At 68.5% G+C, this 25191-nt stretch carries 21 protein-coding genes; 9 read left to right on the top strand and 12 right to left on the bottom strand.

Annotated features, from left to right (window positions below; translation table 11 throughout):
* Positions 1-319 precede the first annotated feature (319 nt).
* Together ALI144C_RS27210 and ALI144C_RS27205 are read right to left on the bottom strand one after the other, a co-directional pair.
* A complete protein-coding gene (locus ALI144C_RS27210) occupies positions 320-2482 on the bottom strand; it encodes a 3-hydroxyacyl-CoA dehydrogenase NAD-binding domain-containing protein (RefSeq protein ID WP_076989983.1) in 2163 nt (720 codons plus the stop codon).
* Between the two features lie 14 nt (positions 2483-2496).
* Positions 2497-3711, bottom strand: coding sequence for an acetyl-CoA C-acetyltransferase (locus tag ALI144C_RS27205; RefSeq protein ID WP_076989982.1), 1215 nt, complete (start codon positions 3709-3711; stop codon positions 2497-2499).
* A 134-nt stretch (positions 3712-3845) separates the two neighbouring features.
* On the opposite strand from ALI144C_RS27205, the gene ALI144C_RS27200 reads away from it, so the two are divergent.
* The 3 genes from ALI144C_RS27200 (at position 3846) to ALI144C_RS27190 (ending at position 7454) form a co-directional block, all read left to right on the top strand.
* Complete coding sequence (locus ALI144C_RS27200) at positions 3846-5051, top strand: TetR/AcrR family transcriptional regulator (RefSeq protein ID WP_076989981.1); 1206 nt, start codon at positions 3846-3848, stop codon at positions 5049-5051.
* Positions 5014-6411, top strand: coding sequence for a cytochrome P450 (locus ALI144C_RS27195; protein ID WP_237774327.1), 1398 nt, complete (start codon positions 5014-5016; stop codon positions 6409-6411). The genes ALI144C_RS27200 and ALI144C_RS27195 overlap by 38 nt, the downstream gene beginning before the upstream one ends.
* A 146-nt stretch (positions 6412-6557) precedes the next feature.
* Positions 6558-7454 carry a hypothetical protein gene (locus tag ALI144C_RS27190; protein ID WP_076989979.1) on the top strand — a complete coding sequence of 299 codons (897 nt, stop codon included), beginning with the start codon at positions 6558-6560 and terminating at the stop codon, positions 7452-7454.
* 105 nt (positions 7455-7559) lie between these two features.
* Here ALI144C_RS27190 and ALI144C_RS27185 read toward each other — a convergent pair whose 3' ends face one another.
* On the bottom strand, positions 7560-8036 hold the full coding sequence (locus ALI144C_RS27185) for an RICIN domain-containing protein (protein WP_143230889.1): 477 nt from the start codon (positions 8034-8036) through the stop codon (positions 7560-7562).
* A gap of 330 nt (positions 8037-8366) precedes the next feature.
* On the opposite strand from ALI144C_RS27185, the gene ALI144C_RS27180 reads away from it, so the two are divergent.
* Positions 8367-8585 (top strand): S1 RNA-binding domain-containing protein, encoded by a 219-nt coding sequence (locus ALI144C_RS27180; RefSeq protein WP_076989977.1) that lies wholly within the window; start codon positions 8367-8369, stop codon positions 8583-8585.
* Positions 8586-8621: 36 nt separating this feature from the next.
* Here ALI144C_RS27180 and ALI144C_RS27175 read toward each other — a convergent pair whose 3' ends face one another.
* Genes ALI144C_RS27175 through ALI144C_RS27165 form a run of 3 tightly spaced genes read right to left on the bottom strand, consistent with a single transcriptional unit; the run spans position 8622 to position 11567 of the window.
* The gene (locus ALI144C_RS27175; protein ID WP_202819066.1) at positions 8622-9254 is read right to left on the bottom strand and encodes a TetR/AcrR family transcriptional regulator; all 633 of its coding nucleotides are present in this window, start codon (positions 9252-9254) and stop codon (positions 8622-8624) included.
* Positions 9255-9264: 10 nt separating this feature from the next.
* Positions 9265-10422 (bottom strand): acyl-CoA dehydrogenase family protein, encoded by a 1158-nt coding sequence (locus ALI144C_RS27170; RefSeq protein ID WP_076989975.1) that lies wholly within the window; start codon positions 10420-10422, stop codon positions 9265-9267.
* Complete coding sequence (locus ALI144C_RS27165) at positions 10422-11567, bottom strand: acyl-CoA dehydrogenase family protein (RefSeq protein ID WP_076990088.1); 1146 nt, start codon at positions 11565-11567, stop codon at positions 10422-10424. The genes ALI144C_RS27170 and ALI144C_RS27165 overlap by 1 nt, the downstream gene beginning before the upstream one ends.
* Before the next feature lie 99 nt (positions 11568-11666).
* Between ALI144C_RS27165 and ALI144C_RS27160 the strand changes: the two genes are divergently transcribed.
* Entirely contained in the window at positions 11667-15863 is a 4197-nt protein-coding gene (locus tag ALI144C_RS27160; protein WP_076989974.1) for an HAD-IC family P-type ATPase, read from the top strand.
* Here ALI144C_RS27160 and ALI144C_RS27155 read toward each other — a convergent pair.
* The 6 genes from ALI144C_RS27155 to ALI144C_RS27135 form a co-directional block, all read right to left on the bottom strand.
* Positions 15838-16809, bottom strand: a complete 972-nt coding sequence (locus ALI144C_RS27155) for a sucrase ferredoxin (RefSeq protein ID WP_076989973.1) — start codon at positions 16807-16809, stop codon at positions 15838-15840. The genes ALI144C_RS27160 and ALI144C_RS27155 overlap by 26 nt on opposite strands.
* A gap of 57 nt (positions 16810-16866) precedes the next feature.
* The gene (locus tag ALI144C_RS27150; RefSeq protein ID WP_237774326.1) at positions 16867-18027 is read right to left on the bottom strand and encodes a cupin domain-containing protein; all 1161 of its coding nucleotides are present in this window, start codon (positions 18025-18027) and stop codon (positions 16867-16869) included.
* 30 nt (positions 18028-18057) lie between these two features.
* Positions 18058-18183 carry a hypothetical protein gene (locus ALI144C_RS58495; protein WP_255356715.1) on the bottom strand — a complete coding sequence of 42 codons (126 nt, stop codon included), beginning with the start codon at positions 18181-18183 and terminating at the stop codon, positions 18058-18060.
* Positions 18184-18261: 78 nt separating this feature from the next.
* The gene (locus ALI144C_RS27145) at positions 18262-19143 is read right to left on the bottom strand and encodes a pyridoxal-dependent decarboxylase (protein WP_076989971.1); all 882 of its coding nucleotides are present in this window, start codon (positions 19141-19143) and stop codon (positions 18262-18264) included.
* A complete protein-coding gene (locus tag ALI144C_RS27140; RefSeq protein WP_076989970.1) occupies positions 19140-20090 on the bottom strand; it encodes an LLM class F420-dependent oxidoreductase in 951 nt (316 codons plus the stop codon). Before ALI144C_RS27140 ends, ALI144C_RS27145 begins: the two co-directional genes overlap by 4 nt.
* Before the next feature lie 34 nt (positions 20091-20124).
* Positions 20125-22203, bottom strand: coding sequence for a S9 family peptidase (locus ALI144C_RS27135; protein ID WP_076989969.1), 2079 nt, complete (start codon positions 22201-22203; stop codon positions 20125-20127).
* A gap of 78 nt (positions 22204-22281) precedes the next feature.
* On the opposite strand from ALI144C_RS27135, the gene ALI144C_RS27130 reads away from it, so the two are divergent.
* From ALI144C_RS27130 to ALI144C_RS27115, 4 genes are all read left to right on the top strand, one after another.
* Positions 22282-23247: a S1C family serine protease gene (locus ALI144C_RS27130; protein ID WP_237774325.1), complete on the top strand. Its 966-nt coding sequence runs from the start codon at positions 22282-22284 to the stop codon at positions 23245-23247.
* Between the two features lie 171 nt (positions 23248-23418).
* Positions 23419-23787: a hypothetical protein gene (locus ALI144C_RS27125; RefSeq protein WP_143230888.1), complete on the top strand. Its 369-nt coding sequence runs from the start codon at positions 23419-23421 to the stop codon at positions 23785-23787.
* A 74-nt stretch (positions 23788-23861) separates the two neighbouring features.
* The gene (locus tag ALI144C_RS55755; RefSeq protein WP_168211360.1) at positions 23862-24026 is read left to right on the top strand and encodes a hypothetical protein; all 165 of its coding nucleotides are present in this window, start codon (positions 23862-23864) and stop codon (positions 24024-24026) included.
* Positions 24027-24038: 12 nt separating this feature from the next.
* Complete coding sequence (locus ALI144C_RS27115; protein WP_076989966.1) at positions 24039-25157, top strand: M50 family metallopeptidase; 1119 nt, start codon at positions 24039-24041, stop codon at positions 25155-25157.
* Positions 25158-25191: the final 34 nt, after the last annotated feature.

Here is a 25191-nt window from a genome sequence, read left to right as displayed (position 1 = left end):
GTTTCGTAGCTCTCAAGTTGACCTTCGAACCGAGCAAGCGCATTTCCCCTGTGCTCCTGAGCCGCAAGGCGCAGTTCTTTCGGGTCCGCGTGGATATCAGGCACAGTGCCTCCCCCTGTCCCGCATGCTGTCCGCCGAATGGAAATGTCCGGTCATGATGCCCGAGACGGGTGGGCCATGCGACAACTCCGCTGACGGCGCCCGACAAATGATCATTCGAGCGACGACCGCCTGATTGATCATGGCGCCGACACGTGCTACCAACAAAACCGCCCCGGCGTCACGAGAAGTGACGCCGGGGCGGTGGTCAAAACCAGGCCTACTCGAAGATCTCGCCCTTCTCGGCCTTCTCGACCAGGGAGGCCGGGGGCTCAAAGTGGGCGCCGTAGCGCGAGGCCAGCTCACGGGACCTGGCGACGAAACCCTTCAGGCCGCCGGGGTAGCCGTTGATGTACTGGATCACGCCACCGGTCCACGGCGGGAAGCCGATGCCCATGATGGAGCCGATGTTGGCGTCCGGGATCGAGGTCAGCACACCCTCGTCGAAGCACTTCACCGTCTCCAGCGCCTCGGCGAAGAGCATCCGCTCCTTCATGTCCTCGAAGGGGATTTCCTTCGAGCCCGAGCCGAAGGCCTCAGCCAAGCCTGGCCACAGACCTGTGCGCTTGCCGTCGGTGTAGTCGTAGAAACCGGCTCCTGTCGAACGGCCCTTGCGCTCGTATTCCAGGACCAGCTTGTCGATCACGGCCTCCGACGGGTGCGTCACCCAGGTTCCGCCCGCTGCCTCGATGCCTGCCTTCGTCTCCTCGCGGATCTTGCGGGGCAGGGTCAGGGTCAGCTCGTCCAGCAGTTGCAGCGGCGGGGCCGGGTACCCGGCCTGGCTGCCCGCCTGCTCGATCGACGGCACCGCGAGGCCTTCGCCGACCATGGCCACCGCTTCGTTGATGAACGTGCCGATCACGCGGCTGGTGAAGAACCCGCGGCTGTCGTTCACCACGATCGGGGTCTTCTTGATCTGCTGCGCCACGTCGATCGCCTTGGCCAGCGCCGCGTCGCTCGTCCTCGCGCCCCGGATGATCTCCAGCAGCGGCATCTTGTCCACCGGCGAGAAGAAGTGCAGGCCGATGAAGTCCTCCTGGCGCTGCACGCCCTCGGACAGTCCCGTGATCGGCAGCGTGGAGGTGTTCGAGCCGAGCAGCGCGTCCGGCGCCACGAAGCCCTCGATCTCCTGGAACACCTTGTGCTTGAGCGACGGGTCCTCGAAGACCGCCTCGATCACCAGGTCCGCGCCCGCCGCGTCCTCGGGCTTCTCGGTCGGGGTGATCCTGGCCAGCACCTCGTCGGCCTTCTCCTGCGTGAGCTTGCCGCGGGAGACGGCCTTGGCGAGGATCTTCTCCGAGTAGGCCTTGCCCTTCTGCGCCGCCTCAAGGGAAACGTCCTTGAGCACGACGTCGATCCCTGAGCGGGCACAGGAGTACGCGATGCCCGCGCCCATCATGCCCGCGCCGAGCACGAGGGCCTTGCGCGCGGTGTACTTCTCGTAGCCGTCCGGGCGGGAGCCGCCGGAGTTGATGTGCTGCAGGTCGAAGAAGAACGCCTTGATCATGTTCTTCGCCACCTGGCCGGTCAGCAGGTCGACGAAGTAGCGCGTCTCGATCAGCGACGCGGTGTCGAAGTCCACCTGGGAGCCTTCGACCGCCGCGGCCATGATGTTGCGCGGCGCGGGCATGTTCGCGCCCTTGAGCTGCTTGCGCAGGTTCGACGGGAACGCGGGCAGGTTCGCGGCGAACGACGGGTTCGACGGCGTGCCACCGGGGATCTTGTAGCCCTTGACCTCCCACGGCTGCACGGCCTCCGGGTTGGCCTTGATCCAGGTCTTGGCGTTCGCGATCATCTCGTCCGGCGTGGCCACGACCTCGTGCACCAGGCCGATCTCCTTGGCCTTGGCGGGCTTGTTGCGCTGGCCCTGCAGCAGGACGTTCAGCAGCGCGCCCTGGATACCCAGCAACCGCACGGTCCGCACGACACCGCCACCACCGGGCAGCAGGCCCAGCGTGACCTCGGGCAGGCCGATCTGGCTTCCCTTGGCGTCCAACGCGATCCGGTACTTGCACGCCAGCGCGATCTCCAGGCCACCGCCGAGCGCGGCACCGTTGATGGCCGCGACCACCGGTTTGGGCAGCAGCTCCAGCCTGCGCAGGTCGGCCTTGCCGCCGTTGACGCGCTCGGTGATCTCGGCCGCGTCGGCCTTGGTGGACTTGCTCATCAGCTTCAGGTCGCCACCGGCGAAGAAGGTCTTCTTCGCCGACGTGATGATCACGCCGGTGACCTTGTCCTGCTCGGCGTACAGCCGGTCGATCGTCTCGTGCATCGACCGGAAGTACGTGTCGTTCATCGTGTTCGCCGACTGGTTCGGGTCGTCCATCGTCAGCGTGACGATGCCGTCCGCGTCCTGCTCCCAGCGAATCATGTTCTCGGTCATCGGTTCGCCGCTCCTCAGACGCGCTCGATCAGGGTGGCCAGGCCCATGCCGCCACCGATGCACAGGGTGACCACGGCCCGGCGGGCTTCGCGGCGTTCCAACTCGTCGACCATGGTGCCGGTGATCATGGCGCCGGTCGCGCCGAGCGGGTGGCCCATCGCGATCGCGCCACCGTTGACGTTCAGCTTCTCGTCCGGGATGGCCAGGTCCTTCTGGAACTTCAGCACGACCGACGCGAACGCCTCGTTCAGCTCGAACAGGTCGATGTCCTCGACGCCGAGACCGGCGGTCTTCAGCAGCTTCTGCGTGGCCGGTGTCGGGCCGGTCAGCATGATCGTCGGGTCCGAGCCGGTGACCGCGGTGGCCACGATCCGGGCCCGCGGGGTCAGGCCGAGGTCCTTGCCGACCTGCTCGTTGCCGACCAGCAGCAGTGCGGCACCGTCGACGATGCCGGACGAGTTGCCCGCGTGGTGCACGTGGTTGATCTTCTCGACCCAGTGGTACTTCTGCAGCGCCACCGCGTCGAAGCCGCCCATCTCACCGATGCCCTCGAAGGACGGGTTCAGCTTGGCCAGGCCCTCGCGGGTGGTGTCCGGGCGCATGTGCTCGTCGTGGTCCAGCAGGACGACGCCGTTGCGGTCCTTGACCGGCACGACGGACTTGGCGAAGTAACCGCCCGCCCATGCCTTGGCCGCGAGTTCCTGCGAGCGCAACGCGTACGAGTCGACGTCGTCACGCGAGAAACCCTCGATGGTGGCGATCAGGTCCGCGCCGATGCCCTGCGGCACGAAGTAGGTCTCGTAGCTGGTCTCCGGGTCCATCGCCCACGCGCCGCCGTCCGAGCCCATCGGCACGCGCGACATCGACTCGACGCCACCGGCGATGATCAGCTCGTCCCAGCCGGACCGGACCTTCTGCGCGGCCTGGTTGACCGCTTCGAGGCCGGAGGCGCAGAACCGGTTGACCTGCACGCCGGCGACGTTGTCCGGCAGGCCCGCGGCGATCGCGGCGGTGCGCGGGATCACGGCGCCCTGGTCGCCGACCGGCGACACGACACCGAGGATCAGGTCGCTGACCCGGTCGGTGTCCAGGTTCGGGTGCCGGGTGCGCAGCTCGTCGATCAGCCCGGTCACCAGCGAGATCGGCTTGACCCCGTGCAGTGAGCCGGTCTTCTTCCCCCGACCGCGAGGCGTTCGGATCGCCTCGTAGATGAACGCTTCTGTGCTCACGCCGAAGTTCCTCTCACCCGCACTGGTGTGGCTAATGCTCATTCACATAATGGAACGAATCCGCTGCTTGTCAAGCACATGACCCTGATCTAGCTTTGTTATGGACCGATTACGAGACGGAGGTCACTCCCGCCGTGAACAGCCGACCGCGAAACCGCAGGGCGCAGCTGACCGACGCTGCCGCCGAGCTGTTCCGCAGGCGCGGCTACCACGGGGTGAGCGTCAACGACATCGCCGCGGCGGCCGGGGTGACAGGCCCGGCCGTCTACCGGCACTTCCGCGGCAAGCAGGACGTCCTGGCGCACGTGCTGCTGACCGGTCTCGACCGGTTCGGCCTGGCCACCGACCAGGCGCTTGCCCAGGACAAGCCGCTGCACGCGCTGGTCGAGACGGTCTCCGCGCTGGCCGTGGAACGCCGGGAGATCACCGCGCTGTGGCGCTGGCAGGGCCGCTACCTGGACAAAGCCGACCAGGTCAAGATCCGCAAACGCGGCGCGGAGCTGATGGGCGACTGGATCACGACGCTGCGCGACGCCCGGCGCGAGTTGCCGCTCGCCGACGCCGAGCTGCTGAGCTGGGCGGCGCTGAGCGTGTTCGGCAGCGTCGCCGACCACCACGTGTCGCTGCCCAAGCGCAGATTCGAGCAACTGCTCGGCCGCCTCGCCTGCGCGGTGCTGCGCAGCACGGTCCCGGCCACGCAGGCGTCGGCGCAGCCGGACTGGCAACGCCCGGCCGCTCCGGTGTCCCGGCGGGAGGAACTGCTCACCGTGGCCACGCAGCTGTTCCGTGAGCGCGGCTACCGCGACGTGAGCATGGAGGACATCGGCGCGGCCGCGGGAATCGCCGGACCGAGCATCTACCGGCACTTCGGCGGCAAAGCGGAACTGCTGGTGGCGGCGGGTTACCGGATGGCGGACCGGTTGCACACGGACGCGCGGCGGGTGATCGCCAACGCGGCCACACCGCACGAGGCGCTGACCGACCTGGTCGGCTCCTATGTGGACATCGTGTCCCGGTCGGACGACCTGTTCTCGGTGTTCGCGGGCGAGCTCGGCAACGTCCCCGACCGCGACCGCAAGGAACTGGTCCGCGTGCAACGCGCGTACGTCGCCGAATGGGTGACGTTGCTGCGAACCGTTGCGCCGGAACTGCCCGAGCCGGAAGCTCGGATCGCCGTGCACGCGGCGCTGACCATCGTCAACGACCTGACCAGAACACCGAGGATCACCACCCGGCCAGGCCTGGTGACCGAGCTGACCGGGCTTGCGATGGCCGTACTGGACCAAGCAGCGGAGGCTGGCAGTGACAACGACGCACGTGCCCGGCGCGACGAGGTTTGACGAGTGGCTGCTGAACAAGCGCTGGCGTAGCAGCGAGTTGACGGACACACCGCACGGTTCCAGCCTGACAGCTGTGCCGGGCGACGGCGGGATACCGCTGGTCGGGCACTCGCTTGAAGCGTTGCGGCTCGGCCTGGACTTCGGGCTGAAGCGCTACGAGACGTACGGCCCGGTTTCCTGGATGAACGTGTTCGGCGTGCGGATGGTCATGGTCACGGGCGGCGACGCGACCCAGGTCGTGATGACCAACAAGGACAAGGTCTTCTCCCAGCGGGGCTGGGAGTACTTCATCGGGCCGTTCTTCCGCCGCGGCCTGATGCTGCTGGACTTCGACGAGCACATGTTCCACCGCAGGCTGATGCAGCAGGCGTTCACCCGGCAACGGCTGACCGGCTACCTCGGTCACGTGGCCGCGGCGGCGGCAGGCGGCGTGAAATCGTGGCAGCCCGGCAGGCTGCTGATGTACCCGGCGCTGAAGCGGCTCACGTTGGACATCGCGGGCAGCGTGTTCATGGCCGCGGCGCTCGGCAAGGAGAAGGACGCGCTGAACAAGGCGTTCGTCGACACCGTGCGAGCGGGAACGTCCCTGATCCGCTTCCCGGTTCCCGGCGGCCGCTGGAAAGCGGGACTCCGGGGCAGGCAGGTCCTCGAGGACTTCTTCCGCCGCACGATCCCGGCCAAGCGGGCAGGCGACTCCGACGACCTGTTCGCGGGTCTGTGCCACGCCCGGACCGACGAAGGTTCGGCGTTCAGCGACGACGACGTCGTCAACCACATGATCTTCCTGATGATGGCAGCGCACGACACGACCACCATCACGACGACAACAGCCACCTACTACCTGGCCAAGCACCCGGAATGGCAGGACCGCGTCCGCGCGGAATGCGTCGAGGCAGGCCCCGGCCCGCTGGACATCGACGCGCTGGAAAGCCTGACAGACCTGGACATGGTGATCAAGGAGTCGCTGCGGCTGGTCGCCCCGGTCCCCTCGTTGGCCCGCAAAACCGTGCGGGACACCGAGATCCTCGGCCACTACATCCCAGCGAACACAATGATCTCGTTGACCCCATGGGTGACGCAGATGCTCCCGGAACTGTGGCCGAACCCGACCCGGTTCGACCCGGAACGCTTCAGCGAGCAACGACGTGAGGACAAGGTCCACCGTTACGCCTGGCTGCCCTTCGGCGGCGGGGCGCACAAGTGCATCGGGCTGCACTTCGGCATGCTGGAAGTGAAGACGCTGCTGCACCAACTGCTGGCGAACTACCGGTTGTCGGTCCCGGAGGACTACGAAGTCCGTTGGGACACAACAGCTCTCCCGGCACCGTCGGATGGTTTGCCGATCACCCTGATGCGGTGACATTCCGGGTTTTCCCCGATCGGCGTAACACCTTGGTGCAACCGCAGAGGGAGATTCGGGCAAGGTCTCCGCTGGGGCGTTGATGCCGATGTCAGCGTTATGTCTTGCTTGGTGTCGCGTAATCCCGACAGCAAGTAGGAGATCCTATGCTGAAGTTCCTGAGGGCAGGGGCGCTTGTGGGGCTCGCAGTCGCGGCGACCGTCGTCCCCGTCACGGGTGCCACCGCAGCCTCACCTTCCACCGGCACCAAGGTCGTCGCTGCTGGGCAGAGCACGACGCAGGTCGACAGCTACTGGACGCCGGAGCGGATCGCTTCGGCCAAGCCATATGTCGCCCCCGAAGCACAGACCAACGCGAGTACCACCACTCGGCGCACGCAGGGCGAGCCCGTGCGAATCCCCGGCACGAGACCCAGTTCCGGGCAGGCGGGCGTCCAGGCCAGTGTGTGGGGAACCATCGGCAGGCTGTATTTCTCCATCGGTGACGGCAACTACATCTGTAGCGCCAATGTGGTGGCGTCCGACAACGGCGACACCATCGCCACCGCACGCCACTGCGGGTTCAACGACAACGGCCAGAACTACCGCTTCGCCCCCGCGTACGACAGGGGAAACGCCCCACACGGCTGGTGGTCGTGGCGGCTCGCCGTGGTCGTGCTGGGCGACGGCGACACGGCGTTCGTCGTGTTGAACACCCAGAACGGCAGGCACGTCCAGAACGTCGTGGGGTCCAGCGGCGTCGCGTTCAACCACAATCCCACCTCGGACTACACGTACCTGCTCGGCCTGCCCGGCGACAAGGACTACGCGGTCTGGTGCCACGGCTGGCCGAAGACCCGGGACAACGGACGGACCGTGGCCCTGAGGGACTGCAACGGAATGGGCGGCGGGGCGAGCGGCGGTCCGTTCGCCTACGGCTACAACTCCGGCACAGGCGACGTCTACCAGAACGGAACGTACCTCGGCAGCTGCGGCGGCGAAGCGTGCGGGCCGTGGTTCGCGAACACCGAACTGGAAGCGTGGCAGGGCGCCAAGGGCGCATGACCACGTGACTCGTGAGTGTTGGGTCCGGTAAGAACCGGACCCAACACTCACGATGTCACACGGCGGAATTCTTCAGAGGTCACGCTCTGGCGCGCGGGTCATGTCTCAGTCCAAGTCGTGCACGAACCAGAGCTGGTTCGCGTGGTCGTCGCCACGGCACCAGTACAACTGCACCCTGGTCCCGTTGCCGACATCAGCCCTGGCGTCAGCGTCCAGGCACAGTTCATGGTTGGCACCGTTGCGGAAGCGCTTGCCGTCCCGCCACCACTTCTGGTGCTCCTTGCCGTTGCAGGGCCACAGCACCACGTCGCCGCCCTCGCGCTTGCTGAAGCCGTCCAGGCAGAGGTCGCCTTGCTTGATCTCACCGGTGTCCCTGTCCAGATCCCACCGCTGGTTGTCGTTCCCGTGGCAACCCCACACTTGAACTCGGATCTGTTTGGTGTCGCCTACTTTCTCGTTGCTGTTGTCCAAACACAGCCCTCGGACACCGTTCTCGACCACCTCGCGGTCGTCGGCCATGGCCGGAGTGGCAGGCAGCAGGCCAAGCGCCGCAACGACTCCCGCCAGCAGAAGGCTCCTCATCCTCACCCGGATCACAATCCTTTCGTCGTGTGCCGTTTGGACACACGGGGGACATTACGCCGGATCTCGATTCGATAAACTGTCCAAACAGGAAATGCACACTGGCGGGTTCGTTCCCCGACACGGACGGAGTAGGAGCCGTGACACGGAGAACAGGGAGTCGCCGACCGGCACGCGGACGTGTTAATGTCACCGACGTGACTACCGGGTCGGCCAAGAGCCAAGCACAGACGGGATCCCCGGTCCTGTCATGACCACCCGGCGGGCCAGAGGCCCGCCACCCTCTCCCACTCAGTCGAACGACCTGGTGAAGGGAGAGGAGGTGAGAACATGACAGAACCCTTCGCACCGTACGTCGCCGCACAGCGCGACGGCACAGTCCTGACCGGACACGTGGTGAGCGAGATGCCCTTCGGCGTCTTCGTCGAACTGGCGCCGGAGATCCACGGCCTGCTGGTCGGAGCCAAGCTGCCGGAAGGCACCGAGGTCCAGGTGAAGATCCTGGACGTCGACGTCGAGAAGCAGCGGATGAGCCTCACCCAGGCATGAGCCGGGTAGCGCTCGCGGCAAGGCGCCTTGCCGCGATCACGCCCTCACCCCGCTGTTCGGGACCGCGCTGCTCGAGACGGCACTGTGCAGTGCGGTGTCGAGGATCTCGGCCCACCGGTCGATGATCCCCGCCCGCCGCTTGCTGTCGTCGGTCAGCAGGTTCGCCAAACCCAGACCACGAGCCATGTCCAGCGTCGCCTGGACGATCTCCCGGACGCCCGGCGTGCTCTCGTCGACGCCGAGCAGTTCCAGCGCGAGTTTGTGCGTCTCCCGCCCGAGGTGGGCTTCGAGCGTCACGACGGACTCGCGCAACTGCGGATCCGACGTCGCCGCGACCCACATGTGCAACGCCGCACGAAAAAGCGGCCCCGTGTACAACCGCACGATCAAATCCACCACCGCACGAGTCCGCTCCGGACCGGTCGGCAGGTCGATGCTGTGCTCCCGCGTCCACAACCGCCGAGCGTCACCGACGAACTCGACGGCAGCGGCGAACAGATCCTCCCTGGTCGGGAAGTGGTGCTGAGCAGCACCCCGGGACACACCAGCCCGTTCAGCGACAACAGCGACCGTACTCCCGGCCCAGCCCAGCTCGGCCAGCGCCTCGATGGCGGCCTCCAGCAGCCGCTGCCGAGTGGCACGACTACGGTCCTGTTGCGGCTGACGCACAGCAATGCTCCTAGTAAGACTTCGGCAACCCCAGCGAGTGCTGGGCGACGAAGTTCAGGATCATCTCACGGCTGACCGGCGCGATCCGGCCGACCCTCGAGGCGAGCACCAGTCCCCCAAGACCGAACTCACTGGCCATGCCGTTGCCACCGTGCGTGTGCAACGCCTGGTCGGCAGCCTTCGCCGCGGCCTCGGCAGCAGCGTATTTGGCCATGTTGGCGGCCTCACCGGCAGCCATGTCGTTGCCCGCGTCGTAGAGCGCGGCGGCCTTCTGCGTCATCAACCGGGCCAGCTCGATGTTGATGTGCGACTCCGCCAAGGGGTGCGACAGACCTTGATGGGCGCCGATCGGCTGTCCCCAGACACTCCGGGTCTTGGCGTACTCAGTCGCCTTGTCCAATGCGAGACGGCCGATCCCTGTGGAGAAAGACGCGGCCATGATCCGCTCCGGGTTCAGACCGGCGAACAGCTGCGCCAGCGCCGCGTCCTCCGAGCCCACGAGCGCGTCGGCGGGCAGCCGCACGTCGTCGAGGAACAACGTGAACTGGCGGTCCGGCGACACCATCTCCATGTCGATCTTCTGGTACGTGAAACCCTTCGCGTCCGTCGGCACGATGTACAGCGCGGGCTTGAGCTTGCCGGTCCTGGCGTCCTCGGTGCGTCCCACGATCAGCACCGCGTCGGCGCCGTCGACCCCGGAGATGAACACCTTCTGGCCGGACAGCACCCAGTCACCGCCGTCCCGGCGGCCGGTGGTGACGATCCTGTGCGAGTTCGAGCCCGCGTCCGGCTCGGTGATGCCGAACGCCATCACCACGCTGCCGTCGGCGAACCGCGGCAGCCACTCCTGCTTCTGCGCGTCCGTGCCGAACCTGGCGATGATCGTCGCGCAGATCGCCGGGGACACCACCATCATCAACAGCGGGCACCCGGACGCCGACAGCTCCTCGCAGACAGCCGCCAGGTCACCGATGCCGCCGCCACCGCCGCCGAACTCCTCCGGCACGTTCACGCCGAGGTAGCCGAGTTTCCCCGCTTCCTGCCACAGCTCGGTGGTGTGCCCGCCTTCGCGCGCCTTCTTGACGTAGTAGTCGTGGCCGTACCGCTTGCCCAGGTCGGACACCGCCTTGCGCAGTGCCAGCCGCTCTTCGGACTCAACAAAGCTCATCAGGTGTATCCCAATCGTTTCGCGGCCAGGCCGGTGAGGATTTCGGTGGTGCCACCGCCGATCCCGAGGATCCGCATGTCACGGTACTGCCGCTCGACCTCGGCCTCGCGCATGTAGCCGATGCCGCCGTGCAGCTGTACCGCCTTGTCGACCACCCATTCGCCCGTCTCGACCGCGGTGTTCTTGGCGAAACAGGCCTCGGCGATCACGTCTTCGCCCGCCAGGTACCGCAGCGCGATGCTGCGGGTGTACGTGCGGGCCACGTCGATCTTGCGTGCCATGTCGGTCAGGGTGTGCTGCACGAGCTGCCGGGAGATCAGCGGACGACCGAAGGTCTCCCTCAGCCGCGCCCAGTCCAGCGTCAGGTCCAATGCCCGCTGTGCGGCGGCGTACGCCTGGACCGCGAGCGAGAGCCGTTCGGTGACGAAGTGCTGCGCGACCTGGATGAACCCGGTGTTCTCCGCGCCGACGAGGTTGCCCGCGGGCACCCGGCAATCCACATAGGACAGCTCGGCGGTGTCGGAGCAGAGCCAGCCCATCTTGTCCAGCCGTCGCGAGACCGTGAAACCGGGGGTGCCGCGCTCGACGACCAGCAAGGAGATGCCGTGTGCGCCCGGTTCGCCGGTCCGCACGACCGTGGTGACGAAGTCCGCCCGGCAGCCGGAGGTGATGAACGTCTTGGCGCCGTTGACGATGTAGTCGTCGCCGTCCCGCTTGGCGGTCGTGGCGATGTTGGCGACGTCGGACCCGCCGCCCGGCTCGGTCACCGCGAGCGACCCGATCATGTCCCCGGCCAGCGTCGGCCGGACCCAGCGCTCGATCTGTCCCGCGTCGCCGGAGGAGATGATGTGCGGCACCGCGATCCCGCAGGTCAGCAGGGACGCGATCAGGCCACCGGCGGCACCGGCGTACAGCAGTTCCTCGGCGATGGTCAGCGCGTCGAGGTAGTCGCCGCCACCACCGCCTGCTTCTTCGGGGAACGCGACCCCGAGCAGGCCCAGCTCACCCGCCTTGCGGTGCAGGTCGCGCGGGAGTTCACCGGCGCGTTCCCAGTCATCCTGATGGGGGATCACGTCGGCCGCCATGAACCGGCGCACGGTCTGCCTGAGCGCTTCGCGTTCGGGCGTGCGGAAGGGATCGCTGATGTCGACACCGCTCACAGCACACACCGTGGCACGACCCCGGGACAAAATCAAGCACGCGTGCTTGTTTTAGGGTGTCGACCACCTGGGAAAACCCAGGGGATGAAGCTCCTCGGTATTCCCGTGCCCACGCCGTTCAGCGTCGCTCGCGCCCTGCTCGACCGCACCAGGCGCGCTGTCTGGTCGTGTCCCGGGCGAGTGCACATCGAGGTCCACGGTGTGCAGGGACCGAGTGGGGCCAGGGTGGCCCGGCGAGTGGAGAAACGGCTGGCCGAACAGCCGGGCGTGGTCTGGGCGAAGGTCAACGCGCCCGCGTCCAGGGCGATCGTCCAGGTCGACGCGGACGTGCGGACCGCCGAGCTGGTCAAGGTCGTCGAGCGGGCCGAATCCGAACCGGACAGCGACGAGGAGCGGATCGCCGAGGACGAGCTGCACCACCCCGCCGACGGCGCCACCGGCACGCGGCTGGTGCAGACGCTGGCGGTGGACGCGTTCGGGCTGGTGCTCTCGGCGATCACGAAGATCTCCCCGTGGGCACCGCTGCCCGCCGAGGTGGCCGGTCTGATGTCGGCGATCGACATGCACCCCAAGCTCAAGGCCAAGCTCGGCCAGTACATGAACGGCCACGAACGCGCGGACTCGGCCACGTCGATGCTCGCGGCGGTCGCACATGGCCTCTCCGCACGCAGCGAGAGCACCATGCTGGACGCCGCACAGCGCGTGCAGCAGTACCGGGAAGCCAAGGCGCACAAGGACGCGTGGTGCGAAGCCGAGGCGAAGCTGATCACCGGCCCCGACGACGCGGGCGCGGATCCCGTCGTGACCGAACGGCCGCGGCCGATCCCCGAAGGCCCGGCGGAACGCTACGCCCACCGGGCACTGGTGACAGGCGCCGCCGCGGGAGCCGTCGCGTTGCCGTTCGCCGGACCTCGACGGGCCATGGGCCTGGCGTTGGCCTCGCTGCCGAAGGCCGTGGGGGTCGGCAGGGCCGCGTTCGCGGCGCACCTCGGCCGGGTGCTGGCCAGGCGCGGCACGCTCGTGATGGACCGGTCCGCGTTGCGACTGCTGGACAGCGTCGACGTCCTGGTGCTGGACACGTCGTCGCTGAGTTCGGACAAGTGGCTGCTCAACGATCTGATCCCGTTGCCGGGCAACGAACCCGCGGACCTGGTCGAGCGCGCGTTCGAGCTGTTCGACCCGGCGGACCCGGACACCGTGCGGCACAACGGCGAGTGGTCGCTGGGACCGGTCGACGACCTCGGGCTGGACGGCCGCACAGGCGCACGGCAGCGCAAGAAGCTGGAGTCCCGGGGCAAGGTTCTCGGTCTGGCCCACGGCGGCCACTTGGAAGGGGTATTGGCCGCGAGCAAGGAACCGTCGCCCGCCGTGCACGCGATCACCACAGCCGCACGGGACATCGGACTGGAACTGGTCACGGTGACCGACAACGCGATCGGCACGACCCGGCAACTGCAGGGCGAGGACCGTGTCGTCATGGTTGTTTCCAGTGACCGCAAGGCCCTCGGCACGGCGGACTGCGGCATTGGCGTGCACGACAACGGCACTCCCCCGCCGTGGGGAGCACATCTGTTGGTGGGCACGGACTTGGACGCGGTCGTGATGCTCGTGGAAGCCACGCAGGCAGCGCGGCTGGTCAACCGGGACGGCATCCGTTTCGCGCAGGCGGCCAGCGGGATCGGCGCGGTCGGGTCGTTGAACTCCCGGCGAACCAGCCCGGCGGAGAGCAGCCTGCGCGCGGTGAACGGCGGCGCGACCCTGGCATTCGTGGACGGCGTGTGGCGGGCACGGCAGGTGCGTGGCAAGAGCGCTCCTCCCGACACGGCACGACCGTGGCACCTGATGCCCGTCGACATGGTGCTGAAAGCCGTCCAGTCCGACCCGGACGGCCTGTCGGCGAGCGAGGCCGAGCGGCGGCGACGCGGGACGTCCACCCGGGACAGCGTGCCCAACACGAGCCTGGGCAGCGCCTTCCTGGCCGAACTGGCCAATCCGCTCACCCCGGTACTCGCAGGTGGAGCGGCGCTGTCGGCGGCGGTCGGGTCACCGGCGGACGCCGCACTGGTCGCCGGGATCACCGGTGTGTCCGCGTTGATCGGTGCGGTGCAGCAGGTCAAGACCGAGCGGTCGCTGGCCGAACTGCTGTCCCGGTCCGCGGTCCGCACCACCGTGGTCCGGGACGGGCAGCGAACACCGATCGACGCGGACGACCTGGCGCCGGGCGACATCGTCGACCTCGACGCGGGCGACGTCGTCCCGGCCGACTGCCGCCTGGTCGACGCCTCGGGCCTCGAGGTCGACGAGTCCTCCCTGACCGGCGAATCGCTGCCGGTGGCCAAGAACCCGGCCCCGGTCGTCGCGGAACTGGCCGAGCGCACGTCGATGCTGTACGAGGGCACGACGATCGCGGCCGGTCACGCGAAAGCAGTCGTCGTCGCGGTGGGAGACGCGACCGAGGTCGGCCGCAGCATGGCCGCCGCGCACAAGGACACGCCGGTCACAGGCGTCGAGGCCAGGCTCGCGGAACTGACCAAGCACGCGCTGCCGGTGGCGATCGGGTCCGCTGCCGCTGTGTCCGGCGCGGGCCTGCTGCACGGCGTGCCGATGCGGGAAAGCCTCGGCGCCGCGGTGAACCTCGCGGTCGCGTCCGTCCCGGAAGGGCTCCCCTTCCTGGTCAACGCCGCCCAACTGGCCGCCGCCCGCCGGTTGGCGGACAAGGGCGCGCTGGTGCGCAATCCGCGGACGATCGAGGCACTCGGCCGGGTGGACGTGCTGTGCTTCGACAAGACCGGAACGCTTACCGAGGGCAGGCTCAGCGTCGGCCAGGTCGACGCGGTGGGCAAGTCGAAGCAGGACGTGCTGACCGCGGCGATGCGAGCGACCCCGCACGCCGACGACCCGGAAGACCTGGCGCACCAAACCGATCGCGCGGTCTTGCAGGGCGCGCGCGACGCGCAGGTGCAGACCAATGGCTGGAAGAAGGTCTCCACGCTGCCGTTCGAGCCGTCCCGCGGCTACCACGCGGCCGTCGGGGACACCGGCCACGGACATGTGTTGAGCGTCAAAGGCGCGCCGGAAGTGATCCTCCCCCGGTGCCGCAACAAACGAGGCATGCTGCGGCGCGCGGAGAAGCTGGCCGCCGCCGGGCATCGAGTCCTCGCCGTCGCCGAAAGGCCCGTCGACTCGGACGAAGTGACCGACGACTGCGTGCGGGACCTGAAGCTGCTGGGCTTCCTGGCGTTGACCGACCCGGTCCGCGACAGCGCGCCACCCGCCGCTGCCGCACTGCGGGACGCGGGCGTGCAGATCGTGATGATCACCGGTGACCACCCGGCCACCGGTGAGGCGATCGCGAGCAAGGTCAACGGGTCGAGTGATTCCACTGTGGTCACCGGCGGCGAGCTCGAAGACCTCGGTGACGAGGAACTGGCCGAGCTGTTGCCCGAAGTGGACGTGATCGCCCGGTGCAGTCCGGCGCAGAAGGTCCGGATCATCCAGGCGTACCGCAAGATGGGCCGGGTGGTGGCGATGACCGGCGACGGCGCCAACGACGCGCCCGCGATCCGGCTCGCCGACGTCGGCATCGCACTGGGACGGCGGGGAACCCCGGCGGCGAAGGCCGCGGCCGACCTCGTGGTGACCGACGACCGGCTCGAAACGATCATCGCCGCCCTGGTCGAAGGCAGGGCGATGTGGGCGTCGGTGCGGGAGGCACTGGGCATCCTGCTCGGTGGCAACGCGGGCGAGATCGCGTTCAGCGTGCTCGGCTCGGTCCTCACTGGACGGTCACCGCTGACCGCGCGGCAACTGCTGCTGGTCAACCTGCTCACCGACCTCGCGCCCGCACTGGCCATCGCACTGTCCCGACCGGACAGCGAGGCGGTGCCGGACCTTCTGCGGGAAGGGCCGAGCGCGTCACTCGGCGCAGCACTCGGCCGTGACATCACGTCCCGCGCGATCACCACGACGCTGGGCGCGAGCGCGGCGTGGACCGCCGCACGGTTCACCGGACGGCAACGCCGGGCGAGCACAGTCGCGTTGGCGGCGCTCGTGGCCACCCAGCTTGGACAGACGGTGATCACAGGCGGCTCAGACCGCACCGTGCTCGCGGCTGGGTTCGGTTCGGCGGCCGTTCTCGGCGGGGTGATTCAGACGCCGGGCGTCAGCCAGTTCTTCGGCTGCACACCGTTGGGTCCGATCGGGTGGGGCATCGCGCTGTCCAGCGCGGCCGCCGCCAACCTCGCGGGTCCGCTCGTCAGTCGGCTACTGCCAGCAGGGTGATGTTCTCGGTGATGTAACCACCGGGGGCGACCATCGCGTTGCACCGGCTCGAGCCGCGGCCGATCACGGCGCGCCGCGAAATCGTGACATCGTAGTGGTGCCGTCCCGCGCGGACCTTGACCACGCGCGCCTCGGACTCGAGGTCGGTTTCCACCGGGTGTTCGGAAACCGCGACCACGTCGTCGATGCCCCGCAAGCCGGTGTGCCGGCGCAGAGCGATCTCGGCGTACTGAGCCCATTGGGTTTCTGCGGCTGTCCGGCCACGGAGGTGTTCGGGGTCGACCTGGCCGGCGAGCGCGGCCTTGACGACGGTGTGCGCCTCGTCGGGATCGAGTTGTCCGTGCAGGAACCCGTCCGGCACGACCAGGAGGTTGCCCGCCCACCGGTCGCCACCGACGTGGCTGACCTCCCACGCGCGGCCCGGGTACGTCGCGCCGAGCGAACTGGCCAGCGGCCTGCCGAGCAGCGCGCAGCACATGTCCTTGGTGCCGTGGGTGCAGACGAGGAACATCGGTCCCTGGTAGGACTTGCCGATCCCGCCCCTGCCGTCGACGATCGCGTCGAGGTCCAGGTCGGCGAGGTCGCTGAGCTCGTTGATCCGGAAGGACTCCATCCAGTGGCCGGACGGCCCGGAGGTCCCGCCGACGAACACACGCCTGCCCGCCAGGTTCGGCTCGCGGGTGTGCCTGCCGGGCTGGCGGATCAGCAGCGGACGCAGGCCACGGGCCCGCACCGCTTCCAGATGGTCGTGGCGTTCGCCGGGAAACGCCTCGGCAAGCGCCAGTTCCAGCGCGTCCGACGGCCACGGACCCGGATACTCGATCAACAGCCAGGCCCGCATGTGGGCCGCTGTGCCCGCCGGGCTGCCACCGAGCATCCGCGCCACGACGGCGCACCCCGGCAGCTTCCCCGCGGAAGCTGCGGCGCCGGAGAGTTGCGCGGTCATCCGACCGCCACCCCCTGGCGCTGCGAACTTATCTTAGGCATGCCTAATCTTACATGGCTAAGCCACCGCGAGCAGCCCCTGGGTGATCAACTCGCCGAGGAGTGCCCGGACGGTGTCGCGATCGAGGGTCGGTTCGGCCATTTCCACGAGTGCCTCGACCGCCGTGGGAGTCCCGCTGAGCAGGGCGGACAGCACCGGACCCGCCGCGGCGGCGAAGGTAAACCTGCTACCGGCTGCGAGAAGAGTCACTGTCGAATCCTGGTGCCGCAGGACCGCCCGCGGGGTCAGCAGTTGAACAGCGACCGTGTCCTGAGGCGGCAACAGGTCCGACGTCGCCGCCCACGGCAGGCCGATCCGGGTGTGCGCCGGGCCGTGCGCGTCACGGTCGGTGAGGAACCGGTCGACCACGTCCGGCGTCAGCAGCGCCTCGATCCCGGCCTTGAGCTCGGCGGCGTGCGTGTGCCGCGCCGACTCCGTGCCGAAACGGGGCAGGTCGCGGCGGAACCGCTCGTCCACGCGCAACTGGTCAGCCAGCCAGTTCACCAGGTCGACCCCGGTGGCCGGGTTGAACCCGATGGTCAGGTGCAGCGACTCCTCGCCAATGGCGGACACGTCGTGCCAGTGACCGCGCGGCACGTACAACGCGTCGCCGTCCTCCAGCATGAACTCCGCGATCGGCTCGGCGGGCGGCTGCGGCGGCGGCTCGACGTCCCGGTGCAGCGGTGACGGCCGGGTGGCGCCGTGGATCCGCCAGCGTTTGCGGCCGGAGATCTGCAGGATGAACGCGTCGTGGTCGTCCCAGTGCACGTCGAAGCCGTGCGTCTTGCCCCAGCCCGCGTACAGGTTCACCTGGACGCGTTCCCGCAGGTCGTGTTCCAGCCGGGCGGTCAGGTCGGCCACCGGGTCGACGAGTTCCTGCACGGCGTCCAGCACCAGGGTGGCGCCGTTGCGCAGGTGTTCGGTGAGCGGCGCGGACAGCAGCTTCGGGATCTGCGGGCCGCGCTTGGGCGTCACCATCTCGGTGTATGTGTGAGCGGGGACGACGTCGCCGTCCATGGCGAGCCGTAGCCGGGGGAAGTCGAGGCGGTGCTGACGGAGCACCGTGTTGAGCGTCGACCACGGCATCAACGAGGAGAACCGGCCTGCGGTTCCGGGGAACCGGTGGTGGGACTGGCCTTGCACCGAACCGAGGAACTGGCTGACCTCGAGCGGTGCCACGAGGTCAGCCAGGGTGAACGATCCGGCCACTCAGTCGTTGCCGTCGTTGTCGGTCACGGCACCGTTGGCCTTGCCACGGTCCACGGCGGTGGTGAGCGGCTCGACGCCGATCAGCAGGCCGCTCGCGGGGGGTGTGTTCGCCTGTTCCTGAGCCATCCGTACCTCACAGAGAGTTAGATCGGACCGGACACTGCGTTAAAACACAAGTCAGATTACGTGATCAAGTCCGCGGTTTCATCGGTCATTCGGGGTCGTTCGCATCACCTTGACGTGATCCATCTCAAGCAGCGCCAGGTAGTCCCGCAACGGCCGGTCGGTGACGGTGATCCGCAGCCACGTCCGACCGTCCACAGTGGTCGCTTCGAGGCCGCCGCCAGCCAGGTCGGCGACCACTTCGTCCGGCGCGTCCGCCGGGCGGAACACCACAGTCGCCAGCGCCGGCTGTTCCCACAACGTGAGACCGGGCCGGGCCACGACCGCTTCGGCGACCGCGGATGCCATGTCACACCGCCGTTCGGCAGCGGGCCCGATGTCGGTCCGGCACGCGCGGAACACCGCGGCGACCTCCGGGTGACCCATCATCCGCACCCCGGTCAACGAGCCGACGTCGCGTACGGCGAGCAAACCCGTCGAAGCCCCCAGTTCGGGCAGTTCGACAGTCACCGAGTCGGCCAGGTCGAGCCCGTCGAGCAAGGGCCGCAACCGATCGCTGAACAGCGCCGCTCCCCCGCCCGCGGCATCCACGTGTAACCAGCTGCCCCGGCGGCGGCACACCCTGCCGACGTCCCGCAACGGATCGATCGACCCGGTGTCGGCCGTGCCCGCCGACGCCACGACCACACTGGCGTCGCGCAGTTCGGCGAGCGCCTCGGCGACCTGCGTGATCGAGTCGAGCACGACCGGCGGCGGCAGTTCCAACTGCTCGGCAGCGGCGGTGACACCCGGCCGCGCGCTGCGGGCGCACACCACCCGCACGGGCGCGCCCGCCGCGTCCTTCTTGGCCAGCAACAACCCCAGCAGAGTGGACTCGGTGCCCCCGTTGGTGATCACCGCGCCGGGCACCCCTCGCGGGAAGCACAGCCGTGCGACGCCGGTCTGGATCGAGGGTTCGATCATTCCGGCGCCAGTGCCCTGACCACCTTGCGCGGGTCCTCGCCGGTCGGCAGCACGTTGATCACCGGGGTGTCCAGACCGGACTCGACGTACTGGCCGACGATCTCCCGGCAGCGCTCCGGACTGCCGTGCACGATCAGCGCGTCGACCACCTCGTCCGGGATGACCTCGTTGGCCCGCTGCCGGTCGCCTGCTGCCCACGCGTCGTGCATGGGTTTGAGCGCGTCACCACGGCCGAGCCAGTCGTGGAACGCCGCGTACACGGGCACGGTCAGGTAGCTGGAGATCAACAGCCTGCCCAGGCCACGAGCCGCGGCCACGTCCTCGGTCGGGCAGACGAACACCCTGGCGACCAGTTCGAAGCCGTCACCGACCTCCGCCCTGACCTTCGGGACATCGGACGGCGCGAGCCAGTTGGTGATCGCGCCGTCGGCTTCCTTGCGCGCCAGCCGGAGCATGCCCGGCCGCAGCGCGGCGAGCATGACCTGGGGCGGCGGCTGCGGCGGCCGTTCGAGGCGGAACTTCGAGATCTCGAACGTCGGGTAGCGCTCGGTGACCTTCTCCCCGGCGAACGCGGAACGCAGGAACCGCAACGTGTCCCGAGTACGCGCGTACGGTTCGGTGAACTCCTGCGCGTTCCAGCCCCGCACGATCACCGGCGACGACGTGCCGATACCCAGCACGAACCGGTCCGGCGCGAGTTCGGCGACGGTGGCCGCGGTCATGGCCAGCAGACCGGGGCCGCGCGTGTACACCGGGGCGATCGCGGTGCCGAGGCGCAGTTCAGGCGCCCACTCGGCGACCAGCGCGAGCGGGGTGAACGCGTCCGTTCCCGCGGTTTCGGCTGTCCACACGTCGGTGTAGCCGAGGTCGGGCAGTTCTCTGACCAGGTCGCGGTGCTCGGCGAGCGGAACTGCGGTCAACGGCAGCGTGATGCCCCAGCGGCCCATTCCCATATTCCCTTCTAGCGCCTGCCTCCGGACCTTACCCAAGTGCGTCCTTCAGCCAGGATGTTTGAAGCAGCAGGAAATTCTCCGCGGAGGCCTCGTCCTGGGGCGTCATGTGCGTCACGTTCGGCAACGGCAACAGCGTGTGCGGGCGCCCGGCGGCCACCAGCGCCGCGGAGAGCCGCAGGGAGTGGGCCACGACGACGTTGTCATCGGCCAGCCCGTGGATGATCATCAGCGCACGTTCGAGGTTCGGCGCGTCGGCGGGCAACGAGTTGCGCTCGTACACCTCCGGGTGAGTGTCCGGATGGCCGAGGTAACGCTCGGTGTAGTGCGTGTCGTACAACCGCCAGTCGGTCACGGGCGCGCCCGCTATGCCAGCCTTGAACACATCAGGGCGCCGCAGCACGGCGAGTGCCGCCAGATAACCGCCGTACGACCAGCCCCGGATGCCCACCCTGGACAGGTCGAGATCGGGGTACAGGTGAGCGGCCGCGTGCAGGCCGTCGACCTGGTCGATCAGTGTGGTGTCGGCGAAGTCGAACGCGATCGCCCGTTCCCACACCGGTCCACGACCGGGCGTGCCGCGGCCGTCGATCACCAGGACCGCGAAACCCTGGTCCGCCAGCCATTGCGAGGTCAGGTAGGCGTTGCGCGACGCCAGCACGCGCTGCGCGTGCGGCCCGCCGTACGGGTCGAGCAGGACAGGCAGTTTGCCGCTGCCCGGCTGGTGCCCGGTCGGGAACAGCAACGCGCCCTGCAGTTTTCGCTCGCCGAGCGTCAACCGGATGACCTCCGGTTCCAGTGCCGGCGTGACCGCGAGCGACTCCACCTTCGCGATCGTCTCGCCGTCGCGCGACACCGTGACTTCCGGGCCGGTGGCGTGCATTCGCCACGACGTCAGCACGGTGACAGCGCCACTGCGCGTCGCCGACGACACACCCTCCACAGAGGACACCCGGTGCACACCGCCCGGCCCGGCCCGGTAGACGTGCACCTGCGCCGGGTCCTCAGCGGACGCCGTGAACAACACGTCGTCGGCCACGTCGAGCACCGAACGGACCTGCAACGGCAGATCGGTGACCGTCTTGCCGTCGACGACCAGGCGGTAGGCGTCGTCCTCAGCCACGACCCTGACCAGCCTGCCGTCGGACGTCCACGCCGGAGCACCGGCGACGATGTCCACCCAGTGCGGGTCGTGCTGCTCGTGCACCAGCTCGGTCTCGCCGGTGTCGGGATCGACCGCACGGATCTGCGTGGTCCGCTGGTCACGGGTCTGCACGCTGATCAGCGGCGGGCCGCCCGCCGACCAGTGCACGGTCGCGAGGTACTCCGTGCCGGTCCAGTTCACCGGGACACGGGAGCCGTCCAGGCCCAGCACGACCAGCTGGACCTTGACGTTCGGCGTGCCCGCGGCCGGGTAGTGCACGATGTGCGGCGCCGCGGCGGGGTCGGCCGGGTCCGAGATGTGCCACCTGCGCACGGCCGAGCGGTCGGTGTGGCTGACGATCAGCCGCTGCCCGTCCGGCGACCACCAGTAGCCACGGGACCGGCCCATCTCCTCGGCCGCGATGAACTCCGCGAGACCGTACGCCCTGTTCTCCCCCTCCGGCTCGGCCAGCGCGCGGTCGCCCGTACCGTCCACATTCACCACACGCAGCGCGTTGCCGGAGACGTACGCGACATGGGTGCCCGTCGGGTTCGGGCGCGGGTCGACCACCGGTGTGGCGGTCTCCAGCTGCCGCGTCTGCCCGGTCAGCGCGTCCGTGACATACAGGTGCCCGGACAGGGCGAACGCGACAATCCTGGCGTCGGCGTCGGTCGCGTTGCCGACGATGCCGCTGGCCTGCAGCCTGCTGCGCTCACGGCGAGCACGTTCCTCGGCGGACAGTTCCTCGTCGCCGTCGGCCAGCAACTCGGCGGGGTCGGCCAGCACGGCCTCCTTGCCGGTGGCCAGATCGAGCTGCCAAAGGCTGTGCCTGCGCTCCTCGCCGGACGGTGACCGCAGGAACAACACGCGGTCGCCGTCCGGCGCGACCTTGATCTCCTTGGGTGTGCCGAGCGTGAAGCGTTGGGTGCGGGCCTGCAGCTGGAGGAATGGTGTCTCGCGGTTCACAGCGAAACCCTAACCTTTCTTGGATTACTGAATGGTGATCCTCAGGCTGTTCTCATACGTGCCACGCACAGTGGTCTCATGACAGCGACGCAGGAACCCCAGCAGCAGCACCCCTACGGCTACGGTCCGGCGCAGTACCCGGCAGCGACACCGCCCCCGCCCATGTACGGCGGCGGGCTACCGCCGACGGGCGGACCGGTCCCGCCGGCGCTGGCCGGACCAGGCAAGCCGGGGAGGGCACGCCGGGGAGCGGTGGCGCTGTCGATCGCCGCGGTGGTGGCGGCGGGACTGGTCGGCGGCGTGACCGGCAGCCTCGTCGGCGGCGACTCGGGTGCCGTGCCGCCTGCGTCGACCCCGATCTCCCAGAACGTCGGGAACAACACGGCGGCGGACGTCAGCGCGGTGGCGAGCAAGGTCCTGCCGAGCGTGGTGCAGGTGAACGTCCGGTCAGGCAACCAGCAGGGCCTCGGCTCAGGGGTGATCCTGACCGCTGACGGGCGGATCCTGACCAACAACCACGTGGTCGCGGGTGCGTCGCAGGTGAGCGTGACCCTCAACGACGGCCGGAAGTTCAGCGCGAAGGTGGTCGGCACGGACGCGGCGAGCGACCTGGCGGTCCTGCAGCTGGACGGCGCGAGCGGCCTGACCCCGGCGGCACTGGGCGACTCGAGCGCGGTGAAGGTCGGCGACCAGGTGGTGGCGATCGGCTCGCCGGGAGGCCTGCAGGGAACGGTGACCACCGGCATCGTCAGCGCGTTGAACCGCGACGTGAACGTCTCGGAGGATGAAGGCGACGGCAACCCGTACGCCAGCAACAGCCGCGGCGAACAGACCACCTACAAGGCCATCCAGACCGACGCGTCGATCAACCAGGGCAACTCCGGCGGGCCGCTGGTGAACTCCGCCGGCCAGGTGATCGGCATCAACTCGGCGATCTACTCGCCCGTGTCCACTCCGGACGGACGCGCCGGCAGCGTCGGCATCGGCTTCTCGATCCCGATCAACGACGCCAAGACCGTGATCGACAAGATCGTCAACAGCTGACCGGCGAACCGGGTCACGCGTCCATCCCGCCAGGTGGACGCGTTCGCCGTGGCCGGCCGAGTTGAACGCAGTAATTCACACGAGGAGCTCCGGAAACCGGATATCCTGACCTTGTCGGGTCGTGGTGGCATCAGCGGATCGGGCATGCTCGCGCTCTGAAGGGAGCGGATCATGATACGACGCGATGTCTACTGGTTCGGAAACTACCGAACCGGCGCAAGGCCATCGACAGCCGTATGCGCGGCCATCGGTACCGTGTCGTTGTCGGCAATATTCGGCGTCGTGGCGGGTGATCTCACCACCCGGATCTGCGGCCTCGCGTTCCTGATGGCAGTGCTCGCAAACTGGGCCAAACTTTCCCAGGCAAGCCTGCATTCGCTGAACAACGAACTGGAAAAGCACAAGCAACTGGTTTCGCGCTATTCCAAGGCCCTCGACGAGTCGCACCCCATGTACCGGGTCATCCACTGGGAGCAGGTCGCCCACATCATCAACAGGCGAGGGGACACCAAGGAATTCATCATATCGCGTACCGTATAGTTCTGCCGCCAGGCTTCGACGCGTACCACGAGCCGATCGGCATCGAGCACGACGAGATGCGGACAATCCAGACCTTGACCGAGGACGGACGGCGGCAATACGTCTTCGAGGCGTTCGACCTGCCGATCATGCATCGCGCCGGAGTCCGGCTGCAGTTGGCGGACCGCACCCGCCCTCCGATCATCGGACGAGGTCAAAGCCCGGATGTCTTCCGCACGCCTGCTTCACCTGCCGGGTGAGACAGTCCTGCCGTGGCATACATCGCCGGGATCGTGCTGTTCGCGCTGTGCGTGTGTCTCTCACTGGCCCTGCACGAGGCTGGGCACATGCTCACCGCGCGTGCCTTCGGGATGAAGGTGCGGCGGTTCTTCGTCGGGATGGGGCCGACACTGTTCTCGTTCCGCCGCCGGGGTGTCGAGTACGGGCTCAAGGCCATCCCCATCGGCGGGTTCTGCGACATCTCCGGGATGACCACGCTGGACGAGAACGTCCGCGACGAGCGACCCATGTGGAACTTCAAGACCTGGCAGCGGACCGCCGTGATGGCCGCGGGGCCGCTCACCCACTTCCTGCTCGGGTTCCTCATCCTGTTCGTGATGGCGATGTCGTTGGGGTTGCCCAACACCGCGAGCAAGCCCGTGCTCGCGTCGACCGAGGGTGGTGCGGCCGCCGCGGCCGGGATCCGGCCCGGTGACGAGATCGTGTCCGTCGCGGGCAAGTCCACGCCGACGTGGCAGGAGATGGTCGGCGTTGTCCGTGCGCAGTCCGGGCCGACGCCGGTCGAGGTCAAGCGTGGCGATCAGCTGTTGACGTTCCAGGTGACCATTCCCCGCGTGCACCGTGACGGCGTCGGGGAGATCGGTGTCATCGGCGCGTCCGTCCAGACGGCTTTCCAGTACGGTCCGGTCGACGCCGTCGGCGCGACCGCCGCGTACACCGGGCAGATGTTCACGCAGACTTTCGAGCGGTTGATCGAGATGCCGCAACGGATTCCGGGTCTGGTGAGCGCGGTGTTCGGCGGGGAGCGGGAGCTGAACTCGCCGGTCAGCGTCGTCGGCGCGAGCAGGCTCGGCGGCGAGGCCGCCGAGGCCGGGCTGTGGTCGATCTTCTTCCTGCTGCTGGCCGGGCTGAACTTCTTCCTCGGCGTGTTCAACCTGCTGCCGTTGCTGCCCATGGACGGCGGCCACATCGCTGTCACGTGGTACGAGAAGATCCGCGACAAGATCAGGGGTCTGCGTGGCCGTCCCGCGCTCGGACCGGTCGACTACACGCGGCTCGCGAACGTGACCATGGCGTTGGTGGTGGTCGGCGGGTTGTTCGTCGTGCTGACCATCACGGCTGACATCGTCAACCCGATCCGGCTCACCTAGACAGGTGCGCGTGGTCAGCGAGCAGGCGGAGCCG

Source organism: Actinosynnema sp. ALI-1.44, from assembly GCF_001984155.1.
GTDB lineage: Bacteria > Actinomycetota > Actinomycetes > Mycobacteriales > Pseudonocardiaceae > Kibdelosporangium.
Note: the sequence above shows the minus strand (reverse complement) of the source record. Positions and strands in the feature narration are given on the sequence as shown.

Coding starts and splice junctions, on each gene's coding strand:
- ALI144C_RS58495 (WP_255356715.1), bottom strand. CDS start 18,183: ATGGCTCAGGAACAGGCGAACACACCCCCCGCGAGCGGCCTGCTGATC.
- ALI144C_RS27160 (WP_076989974.1), top strand. CDS start 11,667: ATGAAGCTCCTCGGTATTCCCGTGCCCACGCCGTTCAGCGTCGCTCGC.
- ALI144C_RS27180 (WP_076989977.1), top strand. CDS start 8,367: ATGACAGAACCCTTCGCACCGTACGTCGCCGCACAGCGCGACGGCACA.
- ALI144C_RS27155 (WP_076989973.1), bottom strand. CDS start 16,809: ATGACCGCGCAACTCTCCGGCGCCGCAGCTTCCGCGGGGAAGCTGCCG.
- ALI144C_RS27130 (WP_237774325.1), top strand. CDS start 22,282: ATGACAGCGACGCAGGAACCCCAGCAGCAGCACCCCTACGGCTACGGT.
- ALI144C_RS27140 (WP_076989970.1), bottom strand. CDS start 20,090: ATGGGCCGCTGGGGCATCACGCTGCCGTTGACCGCAGTTCCGCTCGCC.
- ALI144C_RS27170 (WP_076989975.1), bottom strand. CDS start 10,422: ATGAGCTTTGTTGAGTCCGAAGAGCGGCTGGCACTGCGCAAGGCGGTG.
- ALI144C_RS27125 (WP_143230888.1), top strand. CDS start 23,419: ATGATACGACGCGATGTCTACTGGTTCGGAAACTACCGAACCGGCGCA.
- ALI144C_RS27185 (WP_143230889.1), bottom strand. CDS start 8,036: ATGAGGAGCCTTCTGCTGGCGGGAGTCGTTGCGGCGCTTGGCCTGCTG.
- ALI144C_RS27190 (WP_076989979.1), top strand. CDS start 6,558: ATGCTGAAGTTCCTGAGGGCAGGGGCGCTTGTGGGGCTCGCAGTCGCG.
- ALI144C_RS27145 (WP_076989971.1), bottom strand. CDS start 19,143: ATGATCGAACCCTCGATCCAGACCGGCGTCGCACGGCTGTGCTTCCCG.
- ALI144C_RS27210 (WP_076989983.1), bottom strand. CDS start 2,482: ATGACCGAGAACATGATTCGCTGGGAGCAGGACGCGGACGGCATCGTC.